This window comes from Achromobacter aegrifaciens (genome assembly GCF_902859735.1).
Lineage (GTDB): Bacteria > Pseudomonadota > Gammaproteobacteria > Burkholderiales > Burkholderiaceae_B > Achromobacter > Achromobacter aegrifaciens.
In genome coordinates, this window is the sequence record NZ_CADIJY010000021.1 from 1 (window position 1) to 23,118 (window position 23,118).

The 23,118-nt window shown below is 67.3% G+C and carries 21 protein-coding genes; 6 read left to right on the forward strand and 15 right to left on the reverse strand.

Going from position 1 to position 23,118, the window contains the following annotated elements; all coding sequences use genetic code 11:
- Positions 1-810: 810 nt before the first annotated feature.
- The 7 genes from HV766_RS28645 to gpmA all read right to left on the reverse strand — a co-directional run bounded on the left by HV766_RS28645 (position 811) and on the right by gpmA (position 8,952).
- Positions 811-2,223 (reverse strand): FAD-binding oxidoreductase, encoded by a 1,413-nt coding sequence (locus tag HV766_RS28645; RefSeq protein ID WP_175182280.1) that lies wholly within the window; start codon positions 2,221-2,223, stop codon positions 811-813.
- Complete coding sequence (locus HV766_RS28650) at positions 2,220-2,939, reverse strand: FadR/GntR family transcriptional regulator (RefSeq protein WP_175182281.1); 720 nt, start codon at positions 2,937-2,939, stop codon at positions 2,220-2,222. The genes HV766_RS28645 and HV766_RS28650 overlap by 4 nt, the downstream gene beginning before the upstream one ends.
- 102 nt (positions 2,940-3,041) lie before the next feature.
- Positions 3,042-4,229 carry a GGDEF domain-containing protein gene (locus HV766_RS28655; RefSeq protein ID WP_175182282.1) on the reverse strand — a complete coding sequence of 396 codons (1,188 nt, stop codon included), beginning with the start codon at positions 4,227-4,229 and terminating at the stop codon, positions 3,042-3,044.
- A gap of 107 nt (positions 4,230-4,336) precedes the next feature.
- On the reverse strand, positions 4,337-5,092 hold the full coding sequence (locus HV766_RS28660; protein WP_054457716.1) for a HesA/MoeB/ThiF family protein: 756 nt from the start codon (positions 5,090-5,092) through the stop codon (positions 4,337-4,339).
- Entirely contained in the window at positions 5,089-6,534 is a 1,446-nt protein-coding gene (locus HV766_RS28665; protein ID WP_175182283.1) for a S41 family peptidase, read from the reverse strand. The genes HV766_RS28660 and HV766_RS28665 overlap by 4 nt, the downstream gene beginning before the upstream one ends.
- A 59-nt stretch (positions 6,535-6,593) precedes the next feature.
- Entirely contained in the window at positions 6,594-8,192 is a 1,599-nt protein-coding gene (locus tag HV766_RS28670) for a peptidoglycan DD-metalloendopeptidase family protein (protein WP_175182284.1), read from the reverse strand.
- A 7-nt stretch (positions 8,193-8,199) separates the two neighbouring features.
- Positions 8,200-8,952: a 2,3-diphosphoglycerate-dependent phosphoglycerate mutase gene (gene gpmA, locus HV766_RS28675; RefSeq protein WP_054457719.1), complete on the reverse strand. Its 753-nt coding sequence runs from the start codon at positions 8,950-8,952 to the stop codon at positions 8,200-8,202.
- 162 nt (positions 8,953-9,114) lie between these two features.
- Here gpmA and HV766_RS28680 point away from each other — a divergent pair, with 162 nt between their 5' ends.
- The 5 genes from HV766_RS28680 (at position 9,115) to HV766_RS28700 (ending at position 12,634) form a co-directional block, all read left to right on the forward strand.
- The gene (locus HV766_RS28680; RefSeq protein WP_059378185.1) at positions 9,115-9,537 is read left to right on the forward strand and encodes a rhodanese-like domain-containing protein; all 423 of its coding nucleotides are present in this window, start codon (positions 9,115-9,117) and stop codon (positions 9,535-9,537) included.
- Positions 9,538-9,588: 51 nt separating this feature from the next.
- On the forward strand, positions 9,589-9,846 hold the full coding sequence (gene grxC / locus HV766_RS28685) for a glutaredoxin 3 (RefSeq protein ID WP_054457721.1): 258 nt from the start codon (positions 9,589-9,591) through the stop codon (positions 9,844-9,846).
- A 39-nt stretch (positions 9,847-9,885) separates the two neighbouring features.
- Positions 9,886-10,416 (forward strand): protein-export chaperone SecB, encoded by a 531-nt coding sequence (gene secB / locus HV766_RS28690; RefSeq protein WP_175182285.1) that lies wholly within the window; start codon positions 9,886-9,888, stop codon positions 10,414-10,416.
- A gap of 94 nt (positions 10,417-10,510) precedes the next feature.
- The gene (locus tag HV766_RS28695; RefSeq protein WP_054457723.1) at positions 10,511-11,593 is read left to right on the forward strand and encodes an NAD(P)H-dependent glycerol-3-phosphate dehydrogenase; all 1,083 of its coding nucleotides are present in this window, start codon (positions 10,511-10,513) and stop codon (positions 11,591-11,593) included.
- A gap of 48 nt (positions 11,594-11,641) precedes the next feature.
- A complete protein-coding gene (locus HV766_RS28700) occupies positions 11,642-12,634 on the forward strand; it encodes a Bug family tripartite tricarboxylate transporter substrate binding protein (RefSeq protein ID WP_054457724.1) in 993 nt (330 codons plus the stop codon).
- A gap of 50 nt (positions 12,635-12,684) precedes the next feature.
- Here HV766_RS28700 and HV766_RS28705 read toward each other — a convergent pair whose 3' ends face one another.
- Complete coding sequence (locus tag HV766_RS28705; RefSeq protein ID WP_054457725.1) at positions 12,685-13,155, reverse strand: tRNA (cytidine(34)-2'-O)-methyltransferase; 471 nt, start codon at positions 13,153-13,155, stop codon at positions 12,685-12,687.
- An 80-nt stretch (positions 13,156-13,235) separates the two neighbouring features.
- Positions 13,236-13,781 carry a ComF family protein gene (locus HV766_RS28710; protein WP_367648239.1) on the reverse strand — a complete coding sequence of 182 codons (546 nt, stop codon included), beginning with the start codon at positions 13,779-13,781 and terminating at the stop codon, positions 13,236-13,238.
- A 287-nt stretch (positions 13,782-14,068) separates the two neighbouring features.
- Between HV766_RS28710 and HV766_RS28715 the strand changes: the two genes are divergently transcribed.
- Positions 14,069-15,001, forward strand: a complete 933-nt coding sequence (locus HV766_RS28715; RefSeq protein ID WP_054457727.1) for a methyltransferase domain-containing protein — start codon at positions 14,069-14,071, stop codon at positions 14,999-15,001.
- A 56-nt stretch (positions 15,002-15,057) separates the two neighbouring features.
- Here the strand turns inward: HV766_RS28715 and HV766_RS28720 are convergent, their stop codons facing one another.
- The 6 genes from HV766_RS28720 to HV766_RS28745 form a co-directional block, all read right to left on the reverse strand.
- Positions 15,058-16,302, reverse strand: coding sequence for a YbdK family carboxylate-amine ligase (locus HV766_RS28720; protein ID WP_175182286.1), 1,245 nt, complete (start codon positions 16,300-16,302; stop codon positions 15,058-15,060).
- Between the two features lie 308 nt (positions 16,303-16,610).
- Positions 16,611-18,080 carry a TrkH family potassium uptake protein gene (locus tag HV766_RS28725; RefSeq protein ID WP_054457729.1) on the reverse strand — a complete coding sequence of 490 codons (1,470 nt, stop codon included), beginning with the start codon at positions 18,078-18,080 and terminating at the stop codon, positions 16,611-16,613.
- Positions 18,081-18,131: 51 nt separating this feature from the next.
- Positions 18,132-19,511 carry a Trk system potassium transporter TrkA gene (trkA, locus tag HV766_RS28730; RefSeq protein WP_054457730.1) on the reverse strand — a complete coding sequence of 460 codons (1,380 nt, stop codon included), beginning with the start codon at positions 19,509-19,511 and terminating at the stop codon, positions 18,132-18,134.
- On the reverse strand, positions 19,508-20,200 hold the full coding sequence (locus tag HV766_RS28735) for a response regulator (protein ID WP_119450201.1): 693 nt from the start codon (positions 20,198-20,200) through the stop codon (positions 19,508-19,510). Before HV766_RS28735 ends, trkA begins: the two co-directional genes overlap by 4 nt.
- An 11-nt stretch (positions 20,201-20,211) precedes the next feature.
- The gene (locus HV766_RS28740; protein WP_054457732.1) at positions 20,212-22,527 is read right to left on the reverse strand and encodes a sensor histidine kinase; all 2,316 of its coding nucleotides are present in this window, start codon (positions 22,525-22,527) and stop codon (positions 20,212-20,214) included.
- Positions 22,524-23,114: a DUF4390 domain-containing protein gene (locus tag HV766_RS28745; RefSeq protein ID WP_082401241.1), complete on the reverse strand. Its 591-nt coding sequence runs from the start codon at positions 23,112-23,114 to the stop codon at positions 22,524-22,526. The genes HV766_RS28740 and HV766_RS28745 overlap by 4 nt, the downstream gene beginning before the upstream one ends.
- Positions 23,115-23,118 lie beyond the last annotated feature (4 nt).

Sequence of the window (23,118 nt, forward strand, 5' to 3'; positions counted from 1 at the left end):
GCTGCCGCGCCGTGCTCTGTCTGTTGGATCTTCACGGTCGCCGCGACGAGAAGTGTGCTTGGCGTTTTCGCCACCGGCGGGGGTGGGCGAGGATCTTGCGGGGCCCGCCCCCGGCCGGCCGCGCGGGCGGCCTTTGGGGGCTTACGCGGTGTCTCGCGTCGAAGGATGACGCTGCGCGCTGGTGTTGAGTGCGTGGAGATGGGCAGGACGGGGGAGTGTGTAAGGGTCCGGCCGTGAGCTACTTGTGCTGGACGCTGGGGTTCTTACTTGATGCTTCACCCATCCCACGGAAGCGTCATGAGGCGCCAAACGTTCGTCATTTCAACTCCGCCGCCGGATGGGCGGCGCGCGCGAGAGGATCTGCGTGCGCAAGCTTCTGTCCAACGCGCGCCGCCCATCACCGCCCCCCAAAAAACGGCGACAACCACTAGCAAACCGCTCGTCGCATTCGCGCCAGCGCACCCATCACGACGCAAGCAAGCGCGCATGCTCATTGCGGCCGCCCGGGCGGCCGCAATGAGCGGGCCCCGCAAGACTCGCCACTGAACACGGCTCTAGCAACGCAACAAGCCAAGACGCAGATAGCACGGCGGTGCGGGCGGCATGGCGGCGAGCAACCTCGATGCGCCCGAGGGAATCTGAAGGAACCGCCGAAGGCGGTGACGAAGATGACGAAGGGGCAGTCCGGAGCGAACGCTCCGGACCGCAATCGTGGGCGCTCGCCGCCATGCCGCCCGCACCGCCGTGCGGCCTACGAAGCTTCGCTCATGCACACCGCCGAAGCCCCGCTCAAAAACAACCCAAAAAAAACTACAGCAACTTCCCCGGATTCATAATCCCCGCAGGATCCAATACAGCCTTGATTTCCCGCATCAACCGCAACTCCAGCGCGTCCTCGCTATGCAGGAAATGATCCCGCTTCAGCTGCCCGATCCCGTGTTCTGCCGAAATGCTCCCGCCATAGCGATTGACCTCGTCCAGCACCGCATCAGTGATCGCCGCCCCATGCACCGCCACCCAGTCGCGATCGGCTCCGGCCGGGCGCGACAGGTTGTAGTGCAGGTTGCCGTCGCCGAAGTGGCCGAAGATGAAGGGGCGGATGTCCGGGTACAGCGCGCGCACGCGGGCCTCGGCGGATTCCATGAAGTCGGGAATGCGTTCGATCGGCAGCGACACGTCGTGCTTCAGGTGCGGGCCGTCGGCGCGTTGGGCTTCGGAGATTTCCTCGCGCAGCTTCCACAGCGCCTGCAATTGCGCCAGCGACGCCGACACGGCTGCGTCCAGGCACAGGCCGCGTTCCAGCGCCGTGCCGATCACGTTTTCAACAAGGCCATTGAGCGCGGCCTCATCGGCCGTGTCCGCCAGCTCCACCAGCACATAGGCCGGATAGCGCTGGTCAAAAGGTTCCTGCACACCCGCGGCGTGCGCCAGCACCAGATCCAGACAGTCGCCCGAGAAGTACTCGAACGCCTGCAGCCGCGCACCGCATTGCTCGAACAGGATCTCGAACAGTTGCAGGGCCTGCGCCGGCGACTCGACGGCGGCCAGCACCACCGAGCGCACATCAGTGCGCGGGAACAATCGCAAAGCGACGGCGGTAATGACACCCAACGTGCCCTCGGAGCCGATCAGCAATTGCTTGAGGTCATAGCCGGTGTTGTCCTTGCGCAGCGTGCGCAGGCCGTGGAAGATCTCGCCCGTGGGCAGCACCGCTTCCAGGCCCAGCACCAGTTCGCGCGCCATGCCGTAACGCACCACGTTCACGCCGCCGGCGTTGGTGGCAACGTTGCCGCCGATCTGGCTGGAGTCTTCCGCGGCCAGGCTCAGCGGCAGCAGGCGGCCGGCGTCCTGCGCGGCACGGCGCAAATTGCCCAGGATCGCGCCCGCCTCGGCCACCATGGTGTTGGCGATGGTGTCGATGGAGCGCACGGCGTTCATGCGGTCCAGGCTCAGCACCACGTTGCCCGCGGCGGCATCCGGCGTGGCCCCGCCGCACAGGCCGGTGTTGCCGCCGCGCGGCACTACCGGCACGCCTGCCTCCTGGCACAGCGCCAGGCAAGTGGCGACCTCGGCGGTTGTGCGCGGGCGCACCACCGCCTGCGCGTTGCCCTTGTACAGGCCGCGCCAGTCGGACAGCCAGGGCGCAATGTCGGCCTCGGCGGTGATGACGGTATCGGGGCCCAGGGCCTGGACCAGGCGTTGCGTAAAGTCGGATGCGCTCATGATGTCTGCCTTGCGGCGGGAGAGAGGAGATCGAGTTGCAGGCGGCTGGCCGCCTGTTGCAGATGGCGGGCGGCGGCGTGCCGCGCCCGTTCGGGATCGCGCGCGCGGATGGCCTCGAACACGGCCACGTGCTCCTGGTGCACGGCGGCCGTCAAACCGGCCTGCAGGCGGCTGTTGCTGCGCGCAGTGCTGACCGCCAGCCTGAGCTGCAGGTTCAGGTACTGCAACAGGTCCTGGTAGCAGCTGTTGTGCGTGGCGGCGGCAATGGCGCGGTGAAAGGCGATGTCGTGCTCCACGCCCTGCTCCGGGTCTTCCAGATGCGATCCCAGGTCAGCCAGGGCGCGCGCCATGGCGGCCAGGTCAGCATCGTCGCGCCGCAGCGCAGCCAGCGCGGCTGCGCCGCCTTCCAGCTCCATGCGCAGTTCGTAGACGCCGGCCAGCTGCTTGCGGTCCACGGCGATGCCGGCGGACAGCTGGAAGCCCTGCGCGCCCGTGCGCGACAACACGGTGCTGCCGGAACCCTGCCGGCTCTGGATCAGACCCTGGGCTCGCAGGCGTTCGGTGGCCTCGCGGATGACCGCGGCGCTGACGCCGTATTGCTCGGCCAGCACGCGGCCCGCCGGCAGCTTGGCGCCGACGGGATAGGCGCCCCCGGCGATGTCGGCGGCGATCTGGCGGGCGACCTGTTCGGTCAGGGTGAGGCTCTTGGTCAGCATCCGGGCATTATAGGCACACTTCTCAGGTTATCTGATAACTTTTGAGAAAGAAGCCGCTTCCAGATCGGGTTCAGGCTTGATGGATTACGCGAAGCGGGCGGATCAGGCGACGGCGGGTTCGTCGTCCCGGACGGTCTTTTCGGCCTCATCCGCCCCGGCCACCGCGCAACAGCGGCCGCCCTGCGCCTTGGCCCGGTAGAGGGCGGCATCGGCGGAATGCAAGGCAGCTTCCGGACTGCGGTTGGCGCCGGACACAATGGAAATGCCGATGGACAGGCCGACACTGACCCGCGTGCCATCCGCCAGCGTGATCGGCTGGGAAGCGTCATGCAGCAGGTGCTCGCCCAGCCGTAGCGCGGCCGTGGCGTCAATGCCGGTCACCAGCACGATGAACTCGTCGCCACCAATCCGCGCGGCCACGTCGTCCACCCGCAACATGGAGCGCATGCGCTGGGCGATGGTCATCAGCACCTGGTCGCCGGCAGCATGGCCGTAGGTGTCGTTGATGAGCTTGAAGTCGTCCATGTCCATGTACAACAGCGCCGCAGAACTGTCCTGGCCGCGCGCGCTGGCGCAGACGCGCTCCAGCGCGGCCTGCAGGCCGGCGCGGTTGGCCAGGCCGGTCAGCGCGTCTTCGCTGGCGCGGCGTTCGCTGTCGCGCTCGGCCAGCATGGTCGACACCAGGATGCGGTTGAGCCGGTGCGAGGCGACACTCATGCTGACCAGGTAGAACGGAATCTGGATGAAGACGATGGCTGTGACGTATTCGCCGGTGAAGGCCGCGCCCAGGCACATCGGCCCCAGGCTCAGGAAGATCATGGCGCCGACCAGCCGCGGCGCGCCGTAGTTCCGGAAGCAGATGCCGCCGGCCATGGCCCCGCAGGACACGCCCGCCAGGGTGGCGGCCAGCCAGTCGCCGTTGATGAAGGTGACGAAGACGCCGTAGCCCACGCTGAACGCCCACAGCAGCGCCAGCAGGATGTAGATATCGGTATGGGTATTGCCGCCCTTGGGCGCGGCGCGCAAGGCGGACCGCAGGATCAGCACGCGGACCAGGGCCAGTATCACCTCCATCGCCAGCCAGGACAGGTACAGCGGCTCGGGGCGGCGCCAGGCGACCACGCCGGAAATCATGAGGGTGTTGATGACGCCGCCGGCAAAAATGGGCAGCGTGCCGAACAAGCTGGCGATCAGGGCCGAACGGATGTCCGCAGGGGTGTCGTGCCCGGAATGCGTCAGCCAACGCGTCAGGCGCCATTTGGGCAAACTGAACTTCAGTGCTGTATCCACGCGGTCACGTCCCTGGCCATCTACCCGCTTTCGGGTAGGCTGGCTGGCGTTATAGCAGGTATTTCAAGCCTTTAATATTGTCCGCGGGGCCAATCCCGGGCAGGAAATCAGTGCCCGCGATGGCCGCAGACCGCGCATTCCGGGTCGCGCTGGACGTTGACGCTGCGCCATTGCATGGTGCGCACGTCCAGCCACAGCAGGCGGCCGGACAGGCTTTCGCCCACCCCGGACAGCAGTTTCAGGGCCTCTGCGGCCTGCATGCTGCCGATGATGCCGACGACCGGGGCGAACACGCCCATCGTGGCGCAATTGGCTTGCTCGACGTCGTCCGCTTCCGGGAACAGGCAGTGGTAACAGGGCGCGTTGTCGTCGCGCAGGTCATAGACGCTGACCTGGCCGTCGAAGCGTATGGCCGCGCCCGATACCAGTGGCTTGCGGTGCTGCACGCAGGCGCGGTTGATGGCGTGGCGGGTGGTGAAGTTGTCGGTGCAGTCCAGCACCAGGTCCGCCTGGGCGACGGCGTCGGACAGGGCCTGGCCTTCCAGCCGCTCGACGCGGGCATGGACCCGGGTCTGCGGATTGAAGGCCGCCAGCATGTCCCGCCCCGACTCGGCCTTGTGGCGGCCGACGCTGGCGGTGGTGTGCAGGATCTGGCGTTGCAGGTTGCTCAGCTCGACGACATCGTCATCGGCCAGGGTGATGTCGCCCACGCCGGCAGTGGCCAGATAGAGGGCGGCGGGGGAACCCAGTCCGCCCGCCCCCACGATGAGCACACGCGCCGCCAGCAGTTTTTCCTGCCCTTCGATTCCCAGCTCGTCGAGCAGGATGTGGCGGGCGTAGCGCAGCAGTTGCTCGTCGTTCATTTGTCCTTGCTGGGCTCGACTCCGGTCGGCGTGATCTTCATGCGCTGGGGCGTACCGCCGCCGGCCTTGGCATCAGCCTTGGCCTGGGCGCGGGCCGAACCCTTCTGCACCGGCTTGCCGGCCAGCACGTTCAGGGCCTGTTGCAGCGGGAAGTCGTCCTTGCCGCCGAATTCGAACACCTTGGCCGGCACATCGGCGTTGTCTTCGCCGGCGCTGGACTTCACTTCGTTGGCCGTCTGCTGGTTGGACAGGTGGCGCTGCAGGTCGGCTTCGCGCGGCAGGCGGAACAGGTCGCCTTCGGCGGTGTCGGCCACGACGTAGTCGGGTTCGATGCCGGTGGCCTGGATCGAGCGGCCGCTCGGGGTGAAGTAGCGCGAGGTGGTCAGCTTGACCGCAGTGGTTTCGGACAGCGGCAGGATCACCTGCACCGAGCCCTTGCCGAAGGTGCGGTTGCCCAGGACCTTGGCGCGCTTGTGGTCCTGCAGCGCGCCGGCCACGATCTCGGACGCCGAGGCGGAGCCCACGTTCACCAGCACCACCATCGGCACGGTCTTGGTCCAGGCCGGCAGGCCGGCCAGGTAGTTGCTTTCGCCGCGGGCGTATTCCGAAGGCGTGGCCAGGTACTTGTGGCGGGCGTCCGGAGTACGGCCGTCGGTGGTCACCACCACCGAGTCGGGCGGCAGGAACGCGCCGGAAACGCCGATGGCGCTGGTCAGCAGGCCGCCCGGGTCGTTGCGCAGGTCCAGCACCAGGCCCTTGGGGGCTTCCTTGGCGCCGAGGTCCTTCAATTGCTTGGCCAGGTCGGCGCCGGTCTTTTCCTGGAACTGGGCGACGCGGACGTAGCCGATGCCGTTGTCCAGCATCTTGCTGCGCACGCTGCGCACCTTGATGATGTCGCGCACGATCTTCAGCACGATGGGCTGCGGACGGTCGGCGCGCATGATGGTCAGCGTGATCGGCGACTTGGGCGCGCCACGCATCAGCTTGACGGCATCGTTGAGCGTCATGCCTTTGGTGGGCGTGTCGTCGATCTTGATGATGAGGTCGCCAGCCATCACGCCGGCACGGGCCGCGGGCGTGTCTTCGATGGGCGAGATGACCTTCACGAAGCCGTCTTCCGCGCCGACCTCGATGCCCAGGCCGCCGAACTCGCCTTGCGTGGCCGTCTGCATTTCGCGGAAGGCATCGGCGTCCAGGTAGGCCGAGTGCGGGTCGAGGTTCGACACCATGCCGGAGATGGCATTGTCGATCAGGGTCTTGTCGTCGACGGCCTCCACGTAGTTGTTCTTGATGGCGGCGAACACATTGCTCAGCTGCCTGAGTTCGTCCAGTGGCAGAGGGCTGCCGCGCTGGGCGACCGCGGTCACGCCTACGCTGAGCAACACACCAGCCACCGCACCGATGGCAATCAGACCGAAACCGCGAAACTTACGAGTGCCCATGCACACTTCCCGAATTTTGTTTTCGCCGATGGGGTTTGGTAATTACCAACGACATCAATCTACTGCGCCAGCCATTGTGCCGGATCCACAGGAGCGCCACGATGGCGAATTTCAAAGTATAGGCCGGATTCCACTTGGCCGCCGGTCGCCCCGACCGTGGCGATGGTATCGCCACCCGTCACCGAATCTCCCACCCGTTTGAGCAGACTTTGGTTGTAAGCATAGACGGTCAGGTATTGCTGCCCATGATCCACAATGATGAGGTTGCCAAAACCCCGCAGCCAATCGGCGTAGACCACCGTGCCGGGGGCCACCACCTTGACCGGCGTGCCTTCGGCGGCGCGCAGCACCACGCCGCGCCATACGCCGCCATCCGGACGGTCGACCCCGAAGCGCCCCTGCACCTGGCCGCGCACCGGCATGGACAGCCCGTGGCGCAAGCCGTTGCCGCCGCCCACCGCCGGCGCGGCGCGCGCGGTCTGGGTTTGCTGCGCAGGCTCGCTACGGCTTGGAGCGGGCTTTTCCTCTATAGGTTCCGCCTTCCTGGGCGGTTCCGCGGGCTTGGCCTGAGGCGGCGGTTCGGGCGTGGTCAGCCGGGATTGTTTCTGCTCGGCCGGGCGCAGTCCGGCGGCATCCGGGTCGGCCACGGCCACGGGACCGCGGTTCTGGCGCGAGGCGGCTTCGACCTGTTCGCGCGCCTGGGCGGCATCGCGGGCGTCACGGGCGTCGCGCTCGCGCTTGGCGTTGTCGGCGGCCAGCTTGCGGTCAGCCTCGGCCTTCTTGCGGGCCTCGTCGGCGGCGCGGCGCTCGGCGTCGGCGCGTTTTTTGGCTTCCTCGGCGGCGCGGCGCGCTTCTTCCGCGCGACGCACTTCCTCGGCCCGCTTGCGCGCTTCCTCGGCACGGCGGGCGTCCTCGATCTGCTTGGCGATAGCCGCATCCAGATCGGTGATGAGCCGCGACAGGCGCTGGTCGTCGCGGCCCAGTTTGTTGGCTTCGGCGCGCTGGGCGGCGATCTGCCCTTCCAGCTGGGCCAGCAGCGTGGCGCGCTCCTTCTGCTGACGGACCAGCGCGGTCTTCTGCTCGGAGGTCTCGGCCACGACTTTTTCGATTTCGGCGCGGCGGGCGTCGGCGCGCCCCTGCAGGGCGGCCAGGCGCTCGATGTCTTCGCGCAGGGCCTGCACGGCCTGGGCGCGGGCCTGCGACACGTAATCCAGATAGCCCAGGTTGCGCCCCAGCACCTGGGGATCGTCGCCCGATAGCAGGGCGGTCCAGGGTGACAGGCCGCTGGTGTATTGGGTGCGCAGCTGTTCGGCCAGTTCGGTGCGGCGCTTGGCCAGCACCGCCTGCTGGGCGCCGATCTGCTTTTCCAGGCCGGTCAGGTCGGCCTGCGCCTGACGGTTGGCCTCGGCCAGCTCCCGCAGGCGCAGGTTGATCTTGGAAATCGCCGACTCGGACTGCTTGAGCGCGTCGGCGGCTTCCTTGCGGGCAGCCTCGCGGTCATCGATATCCTTTTGCAGGTTCTCGATGCGGTCGCGCAAGGCGGCCTGCTGCTTTTCCGCGTCGGACTGGCGGCCGGCAAGGTCGTTGGGCGCGGCGCGAGCCGACAGCGCTCCACCGGTCAACATGACCGCCAACAACAACCCTGCCGCGCGACGCATAGGAATATCAGTCCTTCTTAGCCTTGCCCTGGGCTGCCACCGCAGCCATGGCCGCCTCGATCTCGGCGGCATCGCCCAGATAATAGTGGCGGATCGGGCGCAGGTCATCATCCAATTCGTACACCAGCGGCTGGCCGGTGGGAATATTCAGGTTGACGATGTCCTCGTCCGACACGTTGTCCAGGTGCTTGATCAGGGCGCGCAGGCTGTTGCCGTGGGCCGCGATCAGGACATTGCGGCCGGCGCGGATGGCCGGGGCGATGGATTCGTTCCAGAACGGCAGCACGCGGGCCACGGTGTCCTTCAGGCATTCGGTGGCGGGCAGCTGGTCGGCCGGCACCTTGGCGTAGCGCTTGTCAAAACGCGGATGGCGTTCGTCGTCCAGCGCCAGCGGTTCCGGGGCGATGGCGTAGGCGCGGCGCCAGATCAGCACTTGCTCGTCGCCGTACTTGGCGGCGGTTTCGGCCTTGTTCAAGCCTTGCAGCGCGCCGTAGTGACGTTCGTTCAGGCGCCAGGTCACGCCGACCGGGGTGTACATGGCGTCCATGGCGTCCAGGGCGATCCACAGGGTGCGGATGGCGCGCTTGAGCAGCGACGAGTAGGCCAGATCGAAGGTGAAGCCTTCTTTCTTGAGCAGTTCGCCGGCCTTGCGGGCCTGTTCGCGGCCGGTCTCGGTGAGGTCGACGTCGGTCCAACCGGTGAAGCGGTTTTCCAGATTCCACTGGCTTTCGCCGTGGCGCATCAGAACGAGTTTGTGCATGATTTGGGACGCTTGTAACGCGGGTTAAAGTGAAGGAATGCGCTCATTTTATAATTGAGCGATTTTGCCCTTGATTTTGCCCCGGCGCACCCGCCCATTTCTGCGGCGCGGCGCATCAGGGTTCGCCTATACCAGGCTAGTCGCCGCACTTCAGGATGCCCCGTGGACCTTTTGCAATTCTTGATCGATAAAAACAACGTCTTCATCGTCGCCGTTGCCGTGATCTCCGGCATCATGCTGGCCATCCCCGCCCTGCGCAAAGGCCGCACCGGTTCGGCCGTGAGCACGACCGAGGCCATCCAGATGGTCAACCAGCGCCAGGCCGTATGGGTCGACGTCCGTCCCGCCGAACAGTTCCAGGCCGGCCACATCGCCCAGGCCCGCAACGTGCCGGCGGCCGATCTGGAGCAAAAGGCCGCCTCGCTGCCCAAGAACAAGCCGCTGGTCGTGGTTTGCGACAATGGCCGCGATTCTGCCCGCGCCGCCGCCAAGCTGCGCGCCCAGGGTTTCGCCGATGTCGTGCCGCTGGAAGGCGGCATGCGCGCCTGGTCGGCCGCCAGCCTGCCCGTGACCCAGAAGGGTTGAAGCCTGGGGCCGCGCCCCCATCTACCTATTCTTGTACTCACAGGAGCGCCCATGAATAAAGTCGTCATGTACAGCAAGGACTATTGTCCCTATTGCGCCCGCGCCAAAGCCCTGCTGGAGCAGCGCGGCGTGACCGACCTGGAAATCATCCAGATCGACCGGGACCCGTCCCAGCGCGACGTCATGATCGAACGCACCGGCCGGCGCACCGTCCCGCAGATCTTCATCGGCGATACCCACGTCGGCGGTTGCGACGACCTGATGGCCCTGGACCGCTCGGGTGGCCTTGCCCCCATGCTGGCCAGCTAAATCGCCCCCTTTTTGCCCCTCCCACCAACGGAAACACTCATGGCTGATCAAGACCAAAACACCCAGCAAGAAGGCGGCAACGCGCCCTCGTTCAATCTGCAGCGCGTCTACCTGAAAGACCTTTCGCTGGAAATGCCGAATGCGCCCCACGTCTTCCTGGAACAGGAAGCGCCCCAGGTCGAGGTAAGCATCACCGTGGGTGGCCAGCGCCTGGCTGAAACCGTGTTCGAAACCACGGTTACCGTCACCGTCACCACCCGCATCAATGAAAAGGTCGTGTACCTGGTCGAAGGCACGCAAGCCGGCATCTTCGAGGCCACCAACATCCCCGAAGAACAGCTCGACCCGCTGCTGGGCATCGTCTGCCCGACCATGCTGTACCCCTACCTGCGCGCCAACATCGCCGACGCGATCACCCGCACCTCGATGCCGCCGCTGCACCTGACCGAAGTGAACTTCCAGGCCCTGTACGAGCAGCGCCTGGCCGAGCTGCAACAGCAGCAAAGCGCCGCCAACGGCAACGGCAGCGACTCGGGCATCATCCTGCCCCCCGGCGCGACCCGCCAGTAAAGCAGCCGCGGCGTCCAATGAAAAGAGCCCCCACGCTGCGCCTTCGGCTTGCTGCCCCCCGTGGGGGCGCTTTTCATCTTGAGGCGGCTCGGCGATGAAAAATCCCATCGAGCCACGCCTGCGCGTCGCCGTCCTGGGTGCGGGAAGTTGGGGCACCGCGCTGGCGGCGGCTGCCAGCCGCCGCCACGCCACCGTACTCTGGGCGCGCGATGCCGCGCAGGCCGCCGACATGGCCGCCTCGCACGAAAACGCGCGCTACCTGCCGGGCATCGCCCTGCCGCAGGCACTGAATATCTCCTCCGATCTCGACGCCACGCTGCGCAGCCTGCAAGAAGACGGCGCGCGCCGGCTGATCGTGCTGGGCGTGCCCGTGGCCGGCTTGACCGCCATCTGCGGCGAGCTGTCCCGCCGGCTGCCCGCGCTGGGATTGCAGGACACTCCCATCGTCTGGACGTGCAAGGGCTTTGAAGCCGACACGGCCAGGCTGCCCCATGAAATCATGCGCGAGGCCCTGCCTGGCGCCACCGGCGGCGCATTGTCGGGCCCCTCGTTCGCGCGCGAAGTCGCGCAGGGCCTGCCGGTCGCGCTGACCGTGGCCAGCGACAGCCCCGCCTTGCGCGATGCCACCACTGCCGCCTTCCACGGCGCGGCGCTGCGCGTCTACGCCAGCACCGACCTGGTGGGCGTGGAAGTGGGCGGCGCGCTGAAAAACGTGATCGCGGTCGCCTGCGGCATTGGCGACGGCCTGGCCCTGGGCACCAATGCCCGCGCCGCGCTGATCACCCGCGGCCTGGCCGAGATGACCCGCTTCGGCGTGGCGCTGGGCGCGCAGGCCGAGACCTTCGCCGGGCTGACCGGCCTGGGCGACCTGGTCCTGACCGCGACAGGCGAGCTGTCGCGCAACCGCCGCGTGGGCCTGGAGATCGGCGCCGGGCGCAAGCTGGCCGACATCCTGGCCAGCGGCATCACGGCCGAAGGCGTGCGCTGCGCGCGCGCCGCGCTGGACCGCGCCCGCGCCATCGGGGTCGAACTGCCCATCACCGAAGCCGTCTGCGCCGTGCTGTTCGACGGCGTGGCCCCAATGACGGCCGTGTCCGCCCTGTTGGCGCGCGACGCCCGCTACGAAAGCGGGATAGCCAGCCAGCCGGACGCGTCGCCGGACAACCGGCCCCGCTGAGCCGCCCCAAAAACAAATACCACGCACAACCCCGAGGAGACATCCTTCATGACGCAAACCCGCAAGTTCCGGGTCGGCCCGCTGCTACGCGGCCTGTGCCTGAGCCTGGCCGCCATCCTGCCCGCCGCCGCCCATGCCGACTGGCCCGACCGTCCGATCCACATGGTCGTGCCCTTCCCGCCCGGCTCGTCGCCCGACATCCTGGCGCGCACCATCTCGGAACCGCTGTCGCAGGCGTTGGGCCAGCCCATCGTGATCGACAACAAGCCGGGCGCCGGCGGCAACATCGGCACGCGCATCGTGTCGCAGGCCAAGCCGGACGGCTACACGCTGCTCTACACGATCAACGGCCCGCTGGTCACCGCCCCCACGCTGTACAAAAAGACGCTGGGCTATGACCCGCTGCGCGATCTGCAGCCGGTATCGCTGGTGGGCACCAGCCCCAACGTGCTGGTCGTGCCCAGCAGCCTGAAGGTCGATAACGTCAAGGACTTCGTCGCGCTGGTGAAGGGCCGCGGCAATTCGCTGAACTACGGTTCCGTGGGCCCGGGCAGCTCGGCCCATCTGGCGATGGAAATGTTCAAGGAAAGCGCCGGCGTGGACCTGGCGCACATCCCCTATTCCGGCTTCCCGCAGGTCATCTCGGCCATCATCGGCGGCGATGTCCAGGCCGGCTTCATGGTGCCCGCCATCGCCGTGCCCCAGGCCCGCGACGGCAAGGTGAAGCTGCTGGCCGTGACCAGCCTGCAGCCCAGCGAGGCGCTGCCGGGCGTGCCGACGATGGCATCCCAGGGCTATCCGGACTTTGAAGCAATTTCCTGGAATGCCGTGCTGGTTCCCGCCGGCACGCCCACGCCCATCGTCGAACGGCTCAACAGCGAGCTGGCGCGCATCATCGGCAGCGAAGCGGTGCGCAAGCAGCTGGCGCTGCAGTACTTCACCCCCGCGCCGTCCACGCCGGAAGCCCTGACCGCCCGCATCAAGAATGAAAAGGCGCGCTGGGACCAGGTGATCGAGAAGCTGAATCTGTCGCTGGATTGATTGCAGCCCAGCCGTGACGGGCCAGGCGCGCCGGCCTCAGCGCGCCCCCGTCACACTCCCCCTTCATACCCCTGTTGACGCCAGGCCTCGAACACCGTCACGGCGACGGCATTCGACAGGTTCAGGCTGCGTTGGCCAGCGCGCATCGGCAGGCGCAGGCGCTGCTGGGGCGGGAACATCGCCTGATGTTCTTCCGACAGGCCCGACGTTTCGCGGCCGAATACGAACACGTCGCCCGGCTTGAAGCCGATATCCGCCACGCTGCGTTGCGCATGCGTGGTCAGCGCGTAGATGCTGGACGGCGCGGCGCCGGTATCGGCCAAAGCCTCCTCCAGCGTGTCGTGCACGCGGACGGGCTGCCATTCGTGGTAATCCAAGCCGGCGCGGCGCATGCGGGCGTCGTCGAGCTCGAAGCCCAAGGGACGAACCAAGTGCAATTGCGCGCCCGTATTGGCGCACAGGCGGATGGCGTTGCCGGTATTGGGCGGGATTTCAGGACAAACAAGGATGACGTGGAACATGGCGCTAGGGACTCGGGACGGCTTGCGGCGGAAACGTCGCCGCGCACCGGGAATTGTCGCCGATTTACCTGGGGGCCGGCTCAGGGCGTGCGCGCCGCCACCAGCACCGTGACATCCGCAGCTCCTGCTGCCAGCAGCGCAGCGGCGGCCGCGTTGGCGGTGCTGCCGGTGGTCATGACGTCGTCCACCAATAGCAGCTGCCGGCCGCTTACGTCGCCCACGCAATAAAACAGGTTTTGCGCCCGGAGCCGGCGGGCCTGGCGGCCCTGCGCGGTCTGCCGGGGCGTCTCGCGCCGGCGCCGCAGCAGCCCGCGCGCCAGCGGCAGCCCCAGCTCCGCCGCCAGGCTGCGCGCAATTTCACCGGCCGGATTCATGCCGCGCTGGCGCAGCGATGCGCGGCTGGCGGGAACGGGCACCAGCAAGGCGCCTTCCGGCGCAGGCCCGTCTCGGGCCACGGCAGCCGCGATCATCCGGGCCAGCACCGGCGCCATGCTGAGGCGCAGCCGGGTCTTCAGCATCAGGATCAAGGTGTCGGCGGGCGGCGCGTAGTCAAAGGCGGCAATCGTGCGCGAAAACGTCCGGGGCGCGCCCAGGCAGGCGGCGCAGTGCGGCGCATCCGGGCGCAACCGCAGGGCGCAACGAGGACAGCGTGGCGCTGCAGGGCGACGCGCGACCACCCCACTATCGGCCCGGCGGAGAGCATCGCCGCAGATATCCGCCTCGCAGCCCGCGCAAAGCCTAGCACCCGCCACCCGGGCGCCGCACAAGGGGCAGTCGCAACCGACGCGCGACAGCAGCCACCGCCCCATGACCCGTAGGGGCAATCGGAAGCCGCGGCCGGGATGCGCAATAATGGATGCCATCCCTCATGAAACCATGATCCGCCCGCGTTGCAGACGCGGGTGCGACCGAAATGTCCCTGCCAGAATCCGCAACGCTCCCCTCCCTGCCCATCGTCAGCGCCGACGTGCCCCGGCAATTCGCCCGCCGCGGCGACCTGGCCGAGGCCCAGTTCCTGTACGGGGAAATCGCCCGCCGCATGCTGGGCCGCCTGCAATACATCCGGGTCCAGCCGCAAGCCATGCTGGACGCGGGCTGCGGCGCGGGCGACAACCTGCCGCTGCTGCGTGAACGCTATCCCGACGCCGCCTATACCGGGCTGGACAACTGCGAACCGCTGCTGGAACAGGCGCGCAAGCGCCATGCCCCTGCCGGCCTGTCGGCCTGGATCGGCAAGCTGGCGCGCCGCGGCCCGGCCGCCCCTGCCTTCGTCAACGCCGACCTGGCGGCGACGGGCCTGGCGCCCGAATCGCTGGAACTGGTGTGGTCCAACCTGGCCATGCACTGGCACCGCGCTCCGCACGCCGTGCTGGCGGAATGGCGGCGCATCCTGAAAGTGGGCGGACTGGCGATGTTCTCCTGTCTTGGGCCGGCCACGCTGCGGGAACTGCGCCAGGCCCTGGACGACGCCGGGCTGCGCACGGCTACGCCGTCCTTCGTGGACATGCATGATTTCGGCGACCTGCTGGTGGAAAACGGCTTCGCGGATCCGGTCATGGACCAGGAGATCCTGACCCTGACCTACCGCAGCCCGGAAAAGCTGCTGCAGGACGTACGCGCGCTGGGCGGCAACCCGGCCGAAGGCCGGCGCGGCGGCCTGGTGGGCCGCGACTGGCGCGACCGTCTCTGCGCCGCGCTGGAAGCGCAGCGCCGGCCCGACGGTCTGATCGTGCTGAGTATCGAAGTCGCCTACGGCCACGCCTGGCGCGCCGCGGCGCATCGCACCGTGGCCGGTGAAACCCGGCTGTCGGTCAGCGCGATTGGCGGCCGGCACCGCGCGCCCTGACCTGGGCCGCAGGCTGACCGGCAGAGCCGGCGCTTTGCGGGCGCCGGCCTCCCCGTCTAGTGCAGGCGTTCCGGCATCGGCACGCTGACCCCGGGCTCGGAAGCCGGCAACGCCGACATAGGCTCGGAGGTTGCGCGAATGCGGCGCCTCAGGACCGCCGTCGGTTCTGCGGGCCCTACGCCGGGCGAAGCCACGCCGCGCCAGGCGTTCGACATGGCCTCCACCACCAACGGCAGGTCGCGCAAGCGGTGGAACTGGCTGCGCAGCCAGCGGGAATCGTTGCCGCTGCGCATGGATTCATCGCGCAGGGCGGCGATCATGTCGCCCGTGCCCAGTTCTTCAGCCACCGGCATCAGGCGCTGGAACAGGTTGCGCAGGTGGTCCATCAGCCGCAGGCGCTGGCCGTCCGGCGTCACGTAGCTGCCCTGCAGGCCGAAGCGGCAAGCCTGGAAGTGATTGCTGCGGTAGGACAGCCAGGCGCCGTCGCCGGGGTCGCCCTCGCGCATCAGCAGCACCGCCAGGGCCTGGGCAAAAGCCGCCAGCTGGCAGGCCCGTTCGACCGTCAGCGGCGTGTCGCACACGCGGATTTCGACCGTGCCGAATTCCGGCTTGGGGCGGATGTCCCAGTACAGGTCCTTGATGCTTTCCGCCAGGCCATAGGCGCGCAGCTGCGCCAGATGGGCCTCGAACTGGTACCAGTCCTTCACTTCGGGCGGCATGTGCCCGGCCAGCGGGAAGCTGTTCACCGCGTTCAGGCGCGAGCACGAGAACAAGGTGTCCACCCCCTCGCAATAGGGCGACGAGGCCGACAGGGCGATAAAGTGCGGCACATAGGGCGACAGGCGGCGCAACAGTTTGATGGAATCGTCGCCGTTCTTGACGCCCAGGTGGATGTGCTGGCCGAAGACCGTAAATTGACGCGCCAGGTAACCGTACATTTCGGCCAGGTACTGGAAGCGCGGGGTGTCCGAAATGGACCGTTCCTGCCAACGCATGAAGGGGTGGGCGCCCCCGCCAGCGACCGATACGCCCACGGCGTCCGCCGCTTCGATCAGGGCGTCGCGCATTTCGCGCATCTCGGCCAAGAGGCCCATGGGGTGCTCGTGCACCGAGGAATTCAGTTCAATCATGGACCGCGTGATTTCCGGTTTAACGCGGTCGGCGATGGGGTGGTTGGCCATTTGGGCCAGCAGCTCGTCCGAGGCTGCGGTCAGGTCAAAACTGCGCGGGTCTATCAGTTGCAGCTCGAGCTCGATGCCCAGGGTGTTGGGGGCCGACGAAATGAACGGGATCTGTTCCATCTCGGACTCCTTTCTGAATGTTTGATGAGGGTGTGCGCCGTTCGACCTTGAAGCCCGGAAACAGCCCGGGGGGCACTAGACGGCAGCTTGTGCACGCATGATAGCCGCTGTTTTGTGGCAAGAAGATGGAAAATCGTGACATTTATGTGCAACATCACGAAGCAATCGGTTTTTCCCTGTGAAGGAAAGTGAGCGAGCGCTCACGGCATAGAAATGGCGCGGCCTCCCGGGCTGCGGCAGCCGGAAAGCAAGCGCTCAAGGGGCTTTCAAGAGGGGGTGGGACAACCCTTATAAGGGTTATCCCTTATCTATTTCCGCCAGAAAATAGGGGTGAACAACACCAGCACCGTCAGCAGTTCCAGGCGCCCGATCAGCATCGCGAAGGTGCAGACCCAGATCTGGAAATCGGACAGGACGGCGAAGTTGCCCATGGGTCCGACGGGCCCCAGGCCTGGTCCGGTGTTGTTGACGCTGGCGAAGACGGCCGAGAAGGCGGTGATCGGATCCAGGCCGGACAGGAGCAGCAGGCTGGTGAAAACGGCGATGGAAAGGCCGTAGAACAGCATAAAGGCCAGCACCGACGACATGGTGCGGGTCTCGACCGCGCGGCCATTGATGCGCACCGGGCTGACCGCGTGCGGGTGCAACATTGTGACCAGCTCATTGCGCGCCTGCTTGACCAGCAGGATCGCCCGGATCATCTTGATGCCGCCCCCGGTCGACCCGGCCGACGTGGCGAAGCCCGACAGCAGCAGCATGGTCAGCGGAGCGAACAGCGGCCACTGCGCGAAGTCGGTATTGGCGTAGCCCGTGGTGGTCGCCATGGAAATCGTGTTGAACATGCCGTAGCGCAGCGCCTGCAGCGGGTCTTCATAGACCCCTTTCAGGAACAGGAACACCGAGATGACCAGCCCGACTCCCAATACCACCACCAGGTAGGGGATCGCCTCCGGACACCGCACGTAGGCGCGCGCGCTGCGCTGGCGGAAGGCGTTGAAGTGGGTGGCGAAGTTGATGCCCGCGATCAGCATGAACACCATCGCCACCATTTCCACCGCGACCGAATCGAAATGGGCGAAGCCGTCATCCCAGGTCGAAAAGCCGCCCAGGCCCATGGTGGTGGCCATGTGGCACCAGGCCTCGAACCACGACAGGCCGACCGCCCGGTAGGCCAGGAAGCACAGGATGGAGAACACGAAATACACCGCGTACAGCGCCTTGGCGGTGCTGGCGATGCGCGGCGTGAGCCGCTCGTCCTTCATCGGTCCGGGGGTTTCCGCCCGCACCACCTGGTGCCCGCCGACACCGAGCAGGGGCAGAATGGCCACGGCCAGCACCAGGATGCCCATGCCGCCGATCCAGATCAGCGTGGCCCGCCACAGGTTGATCGACGCGGGCAAGGTGTCCAGATTGGTCAGGACGGTGGCGCCGGTGGTGGTCAGGCCCGACATGGCCTCGAAATAGGCGCCGGTAAACGACAGCGGCAAGCCGGCGCCATGGAAGTAGAGCAGCAGCGGAATGGCCGCCAGCAGGGGCAGGCCCGCCCACACGGCCGACACCAGCACGAAGCCGTCGCGCGCCCGCAACTCGCAGCGGGCGCGGCGCGTTATCGCGGCCAGGCCGCCGCCTATGCCCACCGAGATCAGGAACCCGTCCAGGAAGGCCTCGCGCGCGCCGTCGCCGCCCACGTAGGCGACGGTCAGCGGGATCAGCATGGTGAGCGCGAACATCACCATCGTCAGGCCCAGGATGTAGAGAGTGCCCAGGACGCGCTTCATGGAGCTATCCGGCCGCGCGCGGCCCGCGCAGAAGGAAGGAGGCGGCGCGCATCAGAAGAACGACGCCGAGACTTGGAACAGCTTTTCCACGCGCGGCATCTGCCGGCGCGAGGGCACGAAGACGATGACGTGGTCGTCGGATTCGATCACGGTGTCGGCGTCCGGCAGGATGATTTCGTCCTCCCGCACCAGCGCGCCGATGCTGGCGCCCTTGGGCAGGCTGATCTGCCCGACCGCGCGCCCCACCACCTTGGAGGTGGAGCGGTCGCCGTGGGCGATGGCCTCCAGCGCTTCCGCCACGCCCTGGCGCAGCCGGTGCACGGCGGCCACGTCGCCACGGCGCACATGCCGCAGGAGTTCGCTCATGGTGGCCTGGGATGGCGACACGGCGATGTCGATATGGCTGCCCTGCATCAGTTCGCCGTAGGCCTGGCGGTTGATCAGCGCGATCACCTTGCGCGCGCCCAGGCGCTTGGCCAGCAGCGAGGACATGATGTTGTCCTCGTCGTCGCTGGTCAGCGCCAGCCAGGTGTCCATGTCCTCGATGTTCTCGCGTTCCAGCAGCGCCTCGTCGGTGCCGCTGCCGTGCAGCACCAGCACGCTGTCGGGCAACTGGGTCGCCAGGTATTCGCAGCGCTTCTGGTCGCGCTCGATGATGCGGACGCTGTATTTTTCCTCGGCCAGTTGGCGCGCCAGGCGCAGGCCGATGTTGCCGCCGCCCGCGATCATCACGCGACGCACGGCACGCTCGGCCTCACGCAGCTGCCGAACGGCGCGGCGCGCATCGCGCGAGTCCACCACCAGCACCACCTCGTCGCCCGGGGCGACGACGGTACCGCTGCCGGCCCGCAGCGGCCTGCCGCCGCGCAGCACGTCGATCACGCGCGCCTTCACGTCGGGCCAGACGTCGCGCAGCTTGTCGACCGGCGAATGGGCCATCGGGCTGCCCGCCCCGACCCGCACGGTCACGACGCTGACCCGGCCTTCGGCGAACTCCACCACCTGCAGGGCCTCGGGAAATTCGATCAGGCTGTGCAGATAGGTGGTGACGCTGCGCTCGGGGCTGATCAGGGCGTCGATGCAGAAGCCCTCTTCGCTCATGAGTTCCGGGTGTTCGGCGAACTCCACCGAACGGATGCGGGCAATGCGGCGGGGAATGTTGAACAGCTGGCGCGCGATCTTGCAGGCCACCATATTGGCCGAATCCGAGGCCGCACAGGCGATCAGCAGGTCGGTGTCGGCGGCGCCAGCGGCCTCCAGCACCGAAACCTGCGAGCCGTCGCCATGGACGACGCGCAGGTCAAAGTGTTCTTGCAGGTATTGGAGCTGGACAGGATCCGAATCGATCACCGTGATGTCGTTCTCTTCGGACACCAGGTTCTCGGCCACGCTGGTGCCTACGCGACCAGCGCCCATGATCAGGATCTTCATGAGCTCCGCTTGCGGGCGGACTCGATGCCCAATTGCTTGAGCTTGCGGTACAGGTGGGTGCGTTCCAGCCCCGTGCGTTCCGACACGCGGGTCATGCTGTGGCTTTCGCGGACCAGGTGGTATTCAAAATAGATGCGCTCGAATTCGTCGCGCGCCTCGCGCAGCGGTTGGTCCAGCGAAATGCTGCCCAGTTGGCCGTTGGACGTGACGGGGACTTCATTGGACGGCGCGGCGGCCTGGACCGGGGGATCGAGTTCGTCTTCCAGCGCCACCGCGGGGCTGGCCACGGCCGAATGCGCGGCGGCAGGCGCCGGATGCGGCGCGCGGCCGCGCGCCAGGCCGGCGGCGACCGTCTTCAGGAGGCGCTGCAGCGTGATCGGCTTTTCAAGGAAGTCCATGGCGCCGATGCGCGTGGCTTCGACTGCCGTGTCGATGGTGGCATGGCCGCTCATCATGATCACGGGCATGTCCAGCAGGCCTTGCGAGCCCCATTCCTTGAGCAGGCTGACGCCGTCCGTGTCCGGCATCCAGATGTCCAGCAACACCAGGTCAGGACGCATGCGCAAGCGTGCGGCGCGCGCTTGCGCCGCGTTTTCAGCCAGCTCGACCGTGTGTCCTTCGTCGTATAGGATTTCCGACAAAAGCTCGCGTATACCGACTTCGTCGTCAACCACCAGAATTCTGGCCATAAAGCATCCACCTATTGCGTAGCCGCATTATCCTTTTCTTGCGCGGTCGCGTCCATAGTATCGGCCTCGGAAGCCAGCCGGGTCAACAATATGGAGATCCGCGCGCCCCCTTCCTTGCGGTTCGCAAGGTCTATACGCCCGCCGTGTTCTTCCACGATCTTGCGTACGATTGCCAATCCTAACCCAGTCCCGTGGGACTTGGTGGTGACGTAGGGCTCGAACGCGCGCTGCATGACCTGGGGAGGAAAGCCCGGGCCCGTGTCGGCGACCGTGAACCTGAGCGCCTGATGGGCCGCCCGGTCGGGCTGCTCGCTGCGCATGAGCTGCGTGGTCACGCTGACCCGCCCTTGCCCGCCCTGCTCGGCGATCGCGTCGCGGGCATTGGACATCAGGTTATGGATCACCTGCCGCAACTGGGTGGGATCGCCCTCGATGGGCGGCAGGTCCGGCGCCAGCGTCACGTCCAGATTCAGGGCCTTTTCGGCCAGGCGCGACGAACCGCCTTCGGGCTCCCAGCCGTACAGCGACAGCACGTCCGCCACCAGGGCGTTGAAGTCGATGCGTTGCATCACGGCCGGCGGCGTGCGGGCATATTCGCGGAAGTCGTCCACCATCTGCTTGAGCGATGCCACCTGGTTGACGATGGTATTGGTAGACCGTGCCACGATCTGGGCCTCGGCGGGAGGCAGCTTGCCCTCCAGCTTCATCGCCAGGCGCTCGGCCGATAGCTGGATCGGCGTAAGCGGGTTCTTGATCTCGTGCGCCAGCCTGCGGGCGACTTCGCCCCAGGCCACGGTCCGGTTGGCCGAGATCACTTCCGTGATGTCGTCAAACACCACCAGATAGCCGTTGCCGCGCCCGTCCACGCGCAGATGCGTGCCGCGCGCCAGCAGGGTCAGGGGCTGCGAGCCAGCGGGCGCGTCGTCCTGGCCCGGGGCGATCTCGAATTGCTGCTGCCAGTGCTGGCGCTCGGACCCCACCGCGGCGTGGGCGGAAAAAGCCTGCCGCACGATGTTGGCGAACTCCAGCATGCCGGCCACGGTTTCCAGCGGCCGTCCGATCACCGAGCGCAGGTCCGCGCCCAGGATGGTCTGGGCGCCCTGGTTGACGGTGGTGACGCGGAACGATTCGTCGAACACCAGCACCCCGGAGGATAGGTTCGACAGCACGCTTTCCAGATAGACATTGGAGCGTTCCAGCTGCTGCCGGTTGCTCTCGACCATGCGGCGGGCCTCGTCGAGCTGGCGTGTCATGGCGTTGAACGAACGCGTGAGCTGGCCGACTTCGTCGCGCTCGGGCGGCTCGGGCAAGGGCCGGTAGTCGCCCACGCCCACGGCCTGCGTGCCGCCCGCCAGGCTGAGCAGCGGGCGCACCAGCCGCTTGGACAATGAGAGCGCCACCGCGATGGCGCCGAAGGCCGCCAGCAGCAAGGCCAGGGTCAGGGTGATGCCGTACAGCTTGCGCAAGCCCAGCCGCGACAGCGCCAGCTCCTGGTAGTCGCGAAAACCCTGCTGCACCAGATTGGCGTTGTGGGCGATCTGCTCGGGTACCGGCTGCAGCAGCTGCAGCCAACGCGGTTCGGATGCCGGTCCCAACAGGTTGTCGTAGCGGTCGGGGCCGGTCAGCGGAATCACCACCCGCAGGTGCAGCCCGCCTTCAGCGCCGGGGGTCACCGGGTCATCGGCCTCGGCGGCGGAGTAGCCGCGCGCCAGCCGCAGCTGGTTCATGACGGTGGACGGCGGCATCGCGGGCAGCAATTGCCCGTACTGGCTGGTGGAGAACGCGATCATGCGCCCGCTGCCGGTAAAGACCATGGCTTCCTGCACGCCGTTGGCCTCGCGCAGCCGCGTCAAGGCGAGCGTCACGCCGCTGTCGGAACTGCGGTTCAGTTCCATCGCCATGGAGCGCGCACGCGCGTCCAGGTCGGCCAGCAGCGAATCCAGCGCGGCGCGGCCCAGGTTCAGGCCCGCCTCCAGCGCCGTGTCCACGCGCACGTTGAACCAGGATTCGATCGAGCGCGACATGAACTGCACCGACACGGTGTAGATCAGGGCGCCGGGCACCACGCCGATCAGCGCAAACGCCAGGGAAAAACGGGCCGTCAGCCGCGCGCCGAACTGGCGTCGACGGATCTGCCGCGCCAGCCTCACGGTCAGCGCCACCACCCAGATGAAGAGCGCCAGCGCAAAAATGCCATTCAGCACCAGCAGCGTGTCGTAGTAGCGCGCAAAGCGCGAGGCATTGCCGGTGGACCACGCCAACAGCCCCAGCAATGCCAGGCCGCTTGCGGCGCCAACCATCAGGGCCAGCCGAAGCACAAGCCTCATGACGGGTCTTTCTCCTTGTCGCTGAGCACGAACGTGAAGTCCATCCACGGCGTCGACTGTACCCAGGAGCTGCTGTTCAGGGCGTTGACCTGGAAGGGCCGCGGCAGCAGCGACGTATCCAGGCGCAGGCGCAACTGGCCGCCGTACAGCACGCCCGCATCGAAGTCGGCGGCGTCCGCCACCGGCCAGTTGCGGATATGCCGGATGACCCCCATGGCGTCATCCAGCGAGGCGACTGGAAAGGTAAGTTCGCCCACGCCCACCCGCCATTGCCGGGTCAGGGCGTTGTAGATGATGCGCCAGGTGCGGGACGTGTCGACCAGGGACTTGTCGAACCACCACCAGCGTTCGCGCGTGACGGTGAGGTCGGCGGTGAGATACAGCGGCACTCCGCGCTGGGCGGCTTCGCGCAGCTGCGAGTTCAGTTCGAACTCGATGTCCGCGTCGATCTGGAGCTGGCCGTCTCGAACCGCCGGGCGAACTTCGGTGACCTTGGGTTCCGCCCCATGCGCCTGCCCGCCCGGCACGAAGGAAAGCAAGGCAGATGCGAGCAACAACCCGAGAAATAAGCGCGGAATAATGGACATACGG

Bases quoted from the DNA above. Each gene is read 5' to 3' on its own strand.
- HV766_RS28645 (WP_175182280.1), bottom strand. From the start codon at position 2,223: ATGAGCGCATCCGACTTTACGCAACGCCTGGTCCAGGCCCTGGGCCCC.
- HV766_RS28650 (WP_175182281.1), bottom strand. From the start codon at position 2,939: ATGCTGACCAAGAGCCTCACCCTGACCGAACAGGTCGCCCGCCAGATC.
- HV766_RS28660 (WP_054457716.1), bottom strand. From the start codon at position 5,092: ATGAACGACGAGCAACTGCTGCGCTACGCCCGCCACATCCTGCTCGAC.
- HV766_RS28665 (WP_175182283.1), bottom strand. From the start codon at position 6,534: ATGGGCACTCGTAAGTTTCGCGGTTTCGGTCTGATTGCCATCGGTGCG.
- HV766_RS28670 (WP_175182284.1), bottom strand. From the start codon at position 8,192: ATGCGTCGCGCGGCAGGGTTGTTGTTGGCGGTCATGTTGACCGGTGGA.
- gpmA (WP_054457719.1), bottom strand. From the start codon at position 8,952: ATGCACAAACTCGTTCTGATGCGCCACGGCGAAAGCCAGTGGAATCTG.
- grxC (WP_054457721.1), top strand. From the start codon at position 9,589: ATGAATAAAGTCGTCATGTACAGCAAGGACTATTGTCCCTATTGCGCC.
- secB (WP_175182285.1), top strand. From the start codon at position 9,886: ATGGCTGATCAAGACCAAAACACCCAGCAAGAAGGCGGCAACGCGCCC.
- HV766_RS28695 (WP_054457723.1), top strand. From the start codon at position 10,511: ATGAAAAATCCCATCGAGCCACGCCTGCGCGTCGCCGTCCTGGGTGCG.
- HV766_RS28700 (WP_054457724.1), top strand. From the start codon at position 11,642: ATGACGCAAACCCGCAAGTTCCGGGTCGGCCCGCTGCTACGCGGCCTG.
- HV766_RS28705 (WP_054457725.1), bottom strand. From the start codon at position 13,155: ATGTTCCACGTCATCCTTGTTTGTCCTGAAATCCCGCCCAATACCGGC.
- HV766_RS28715 (WP_054457727.1), top strand. From the start codon at position 14,069: ATGTCCCTGCCAGAATCCGCAACGCTCCCCTCCCTGCCCATCGTCAGC.
- HV766_RS28720 (WP_175182286.1), bottom strand. From the start codon at position 16,302: ATGGAACAGATCCCGTTCATTTCGTCGGCCCCCAACACCCTGGGCATC.
- HV766_RS28725 (WP_054457729.1), bottom strand. From the start codon at position 18,080: ATGAAGCGCGTCCTGGGCACTCTCTACATCCTGGGCCTGACGATGGTG.
- trkA (WP_054457730.1), bottom strand. From the start codon at position 19,511: ATGAAGATCCTGATCATGGGCGCTGGTCGCGTAGGCACCAGCGTGGCC.
- HV766_RS28735 (WP_119450201.1), bottom strand. From the start codon at position 20,200: ATGGCCAGAATTCTGGTGGTTGACGACGAAGTCGGTATACGCGAGCTT.
- HV766_RS28740 (WP_054457732.1), bottom strand. From the start codon at position 22,527: ATGAGGCTTGTGCTTCGGCTGGCCCTGATGGTTGGCGCCGCAAGCGGC.
- HV766_RS28745 (WP_082401241.1), bottom strand. From the start codon at position 23,114: ATGTCCATTATTCCGCGCTTATTTCTCGGGTTGTTGCTCGCATCTGCC.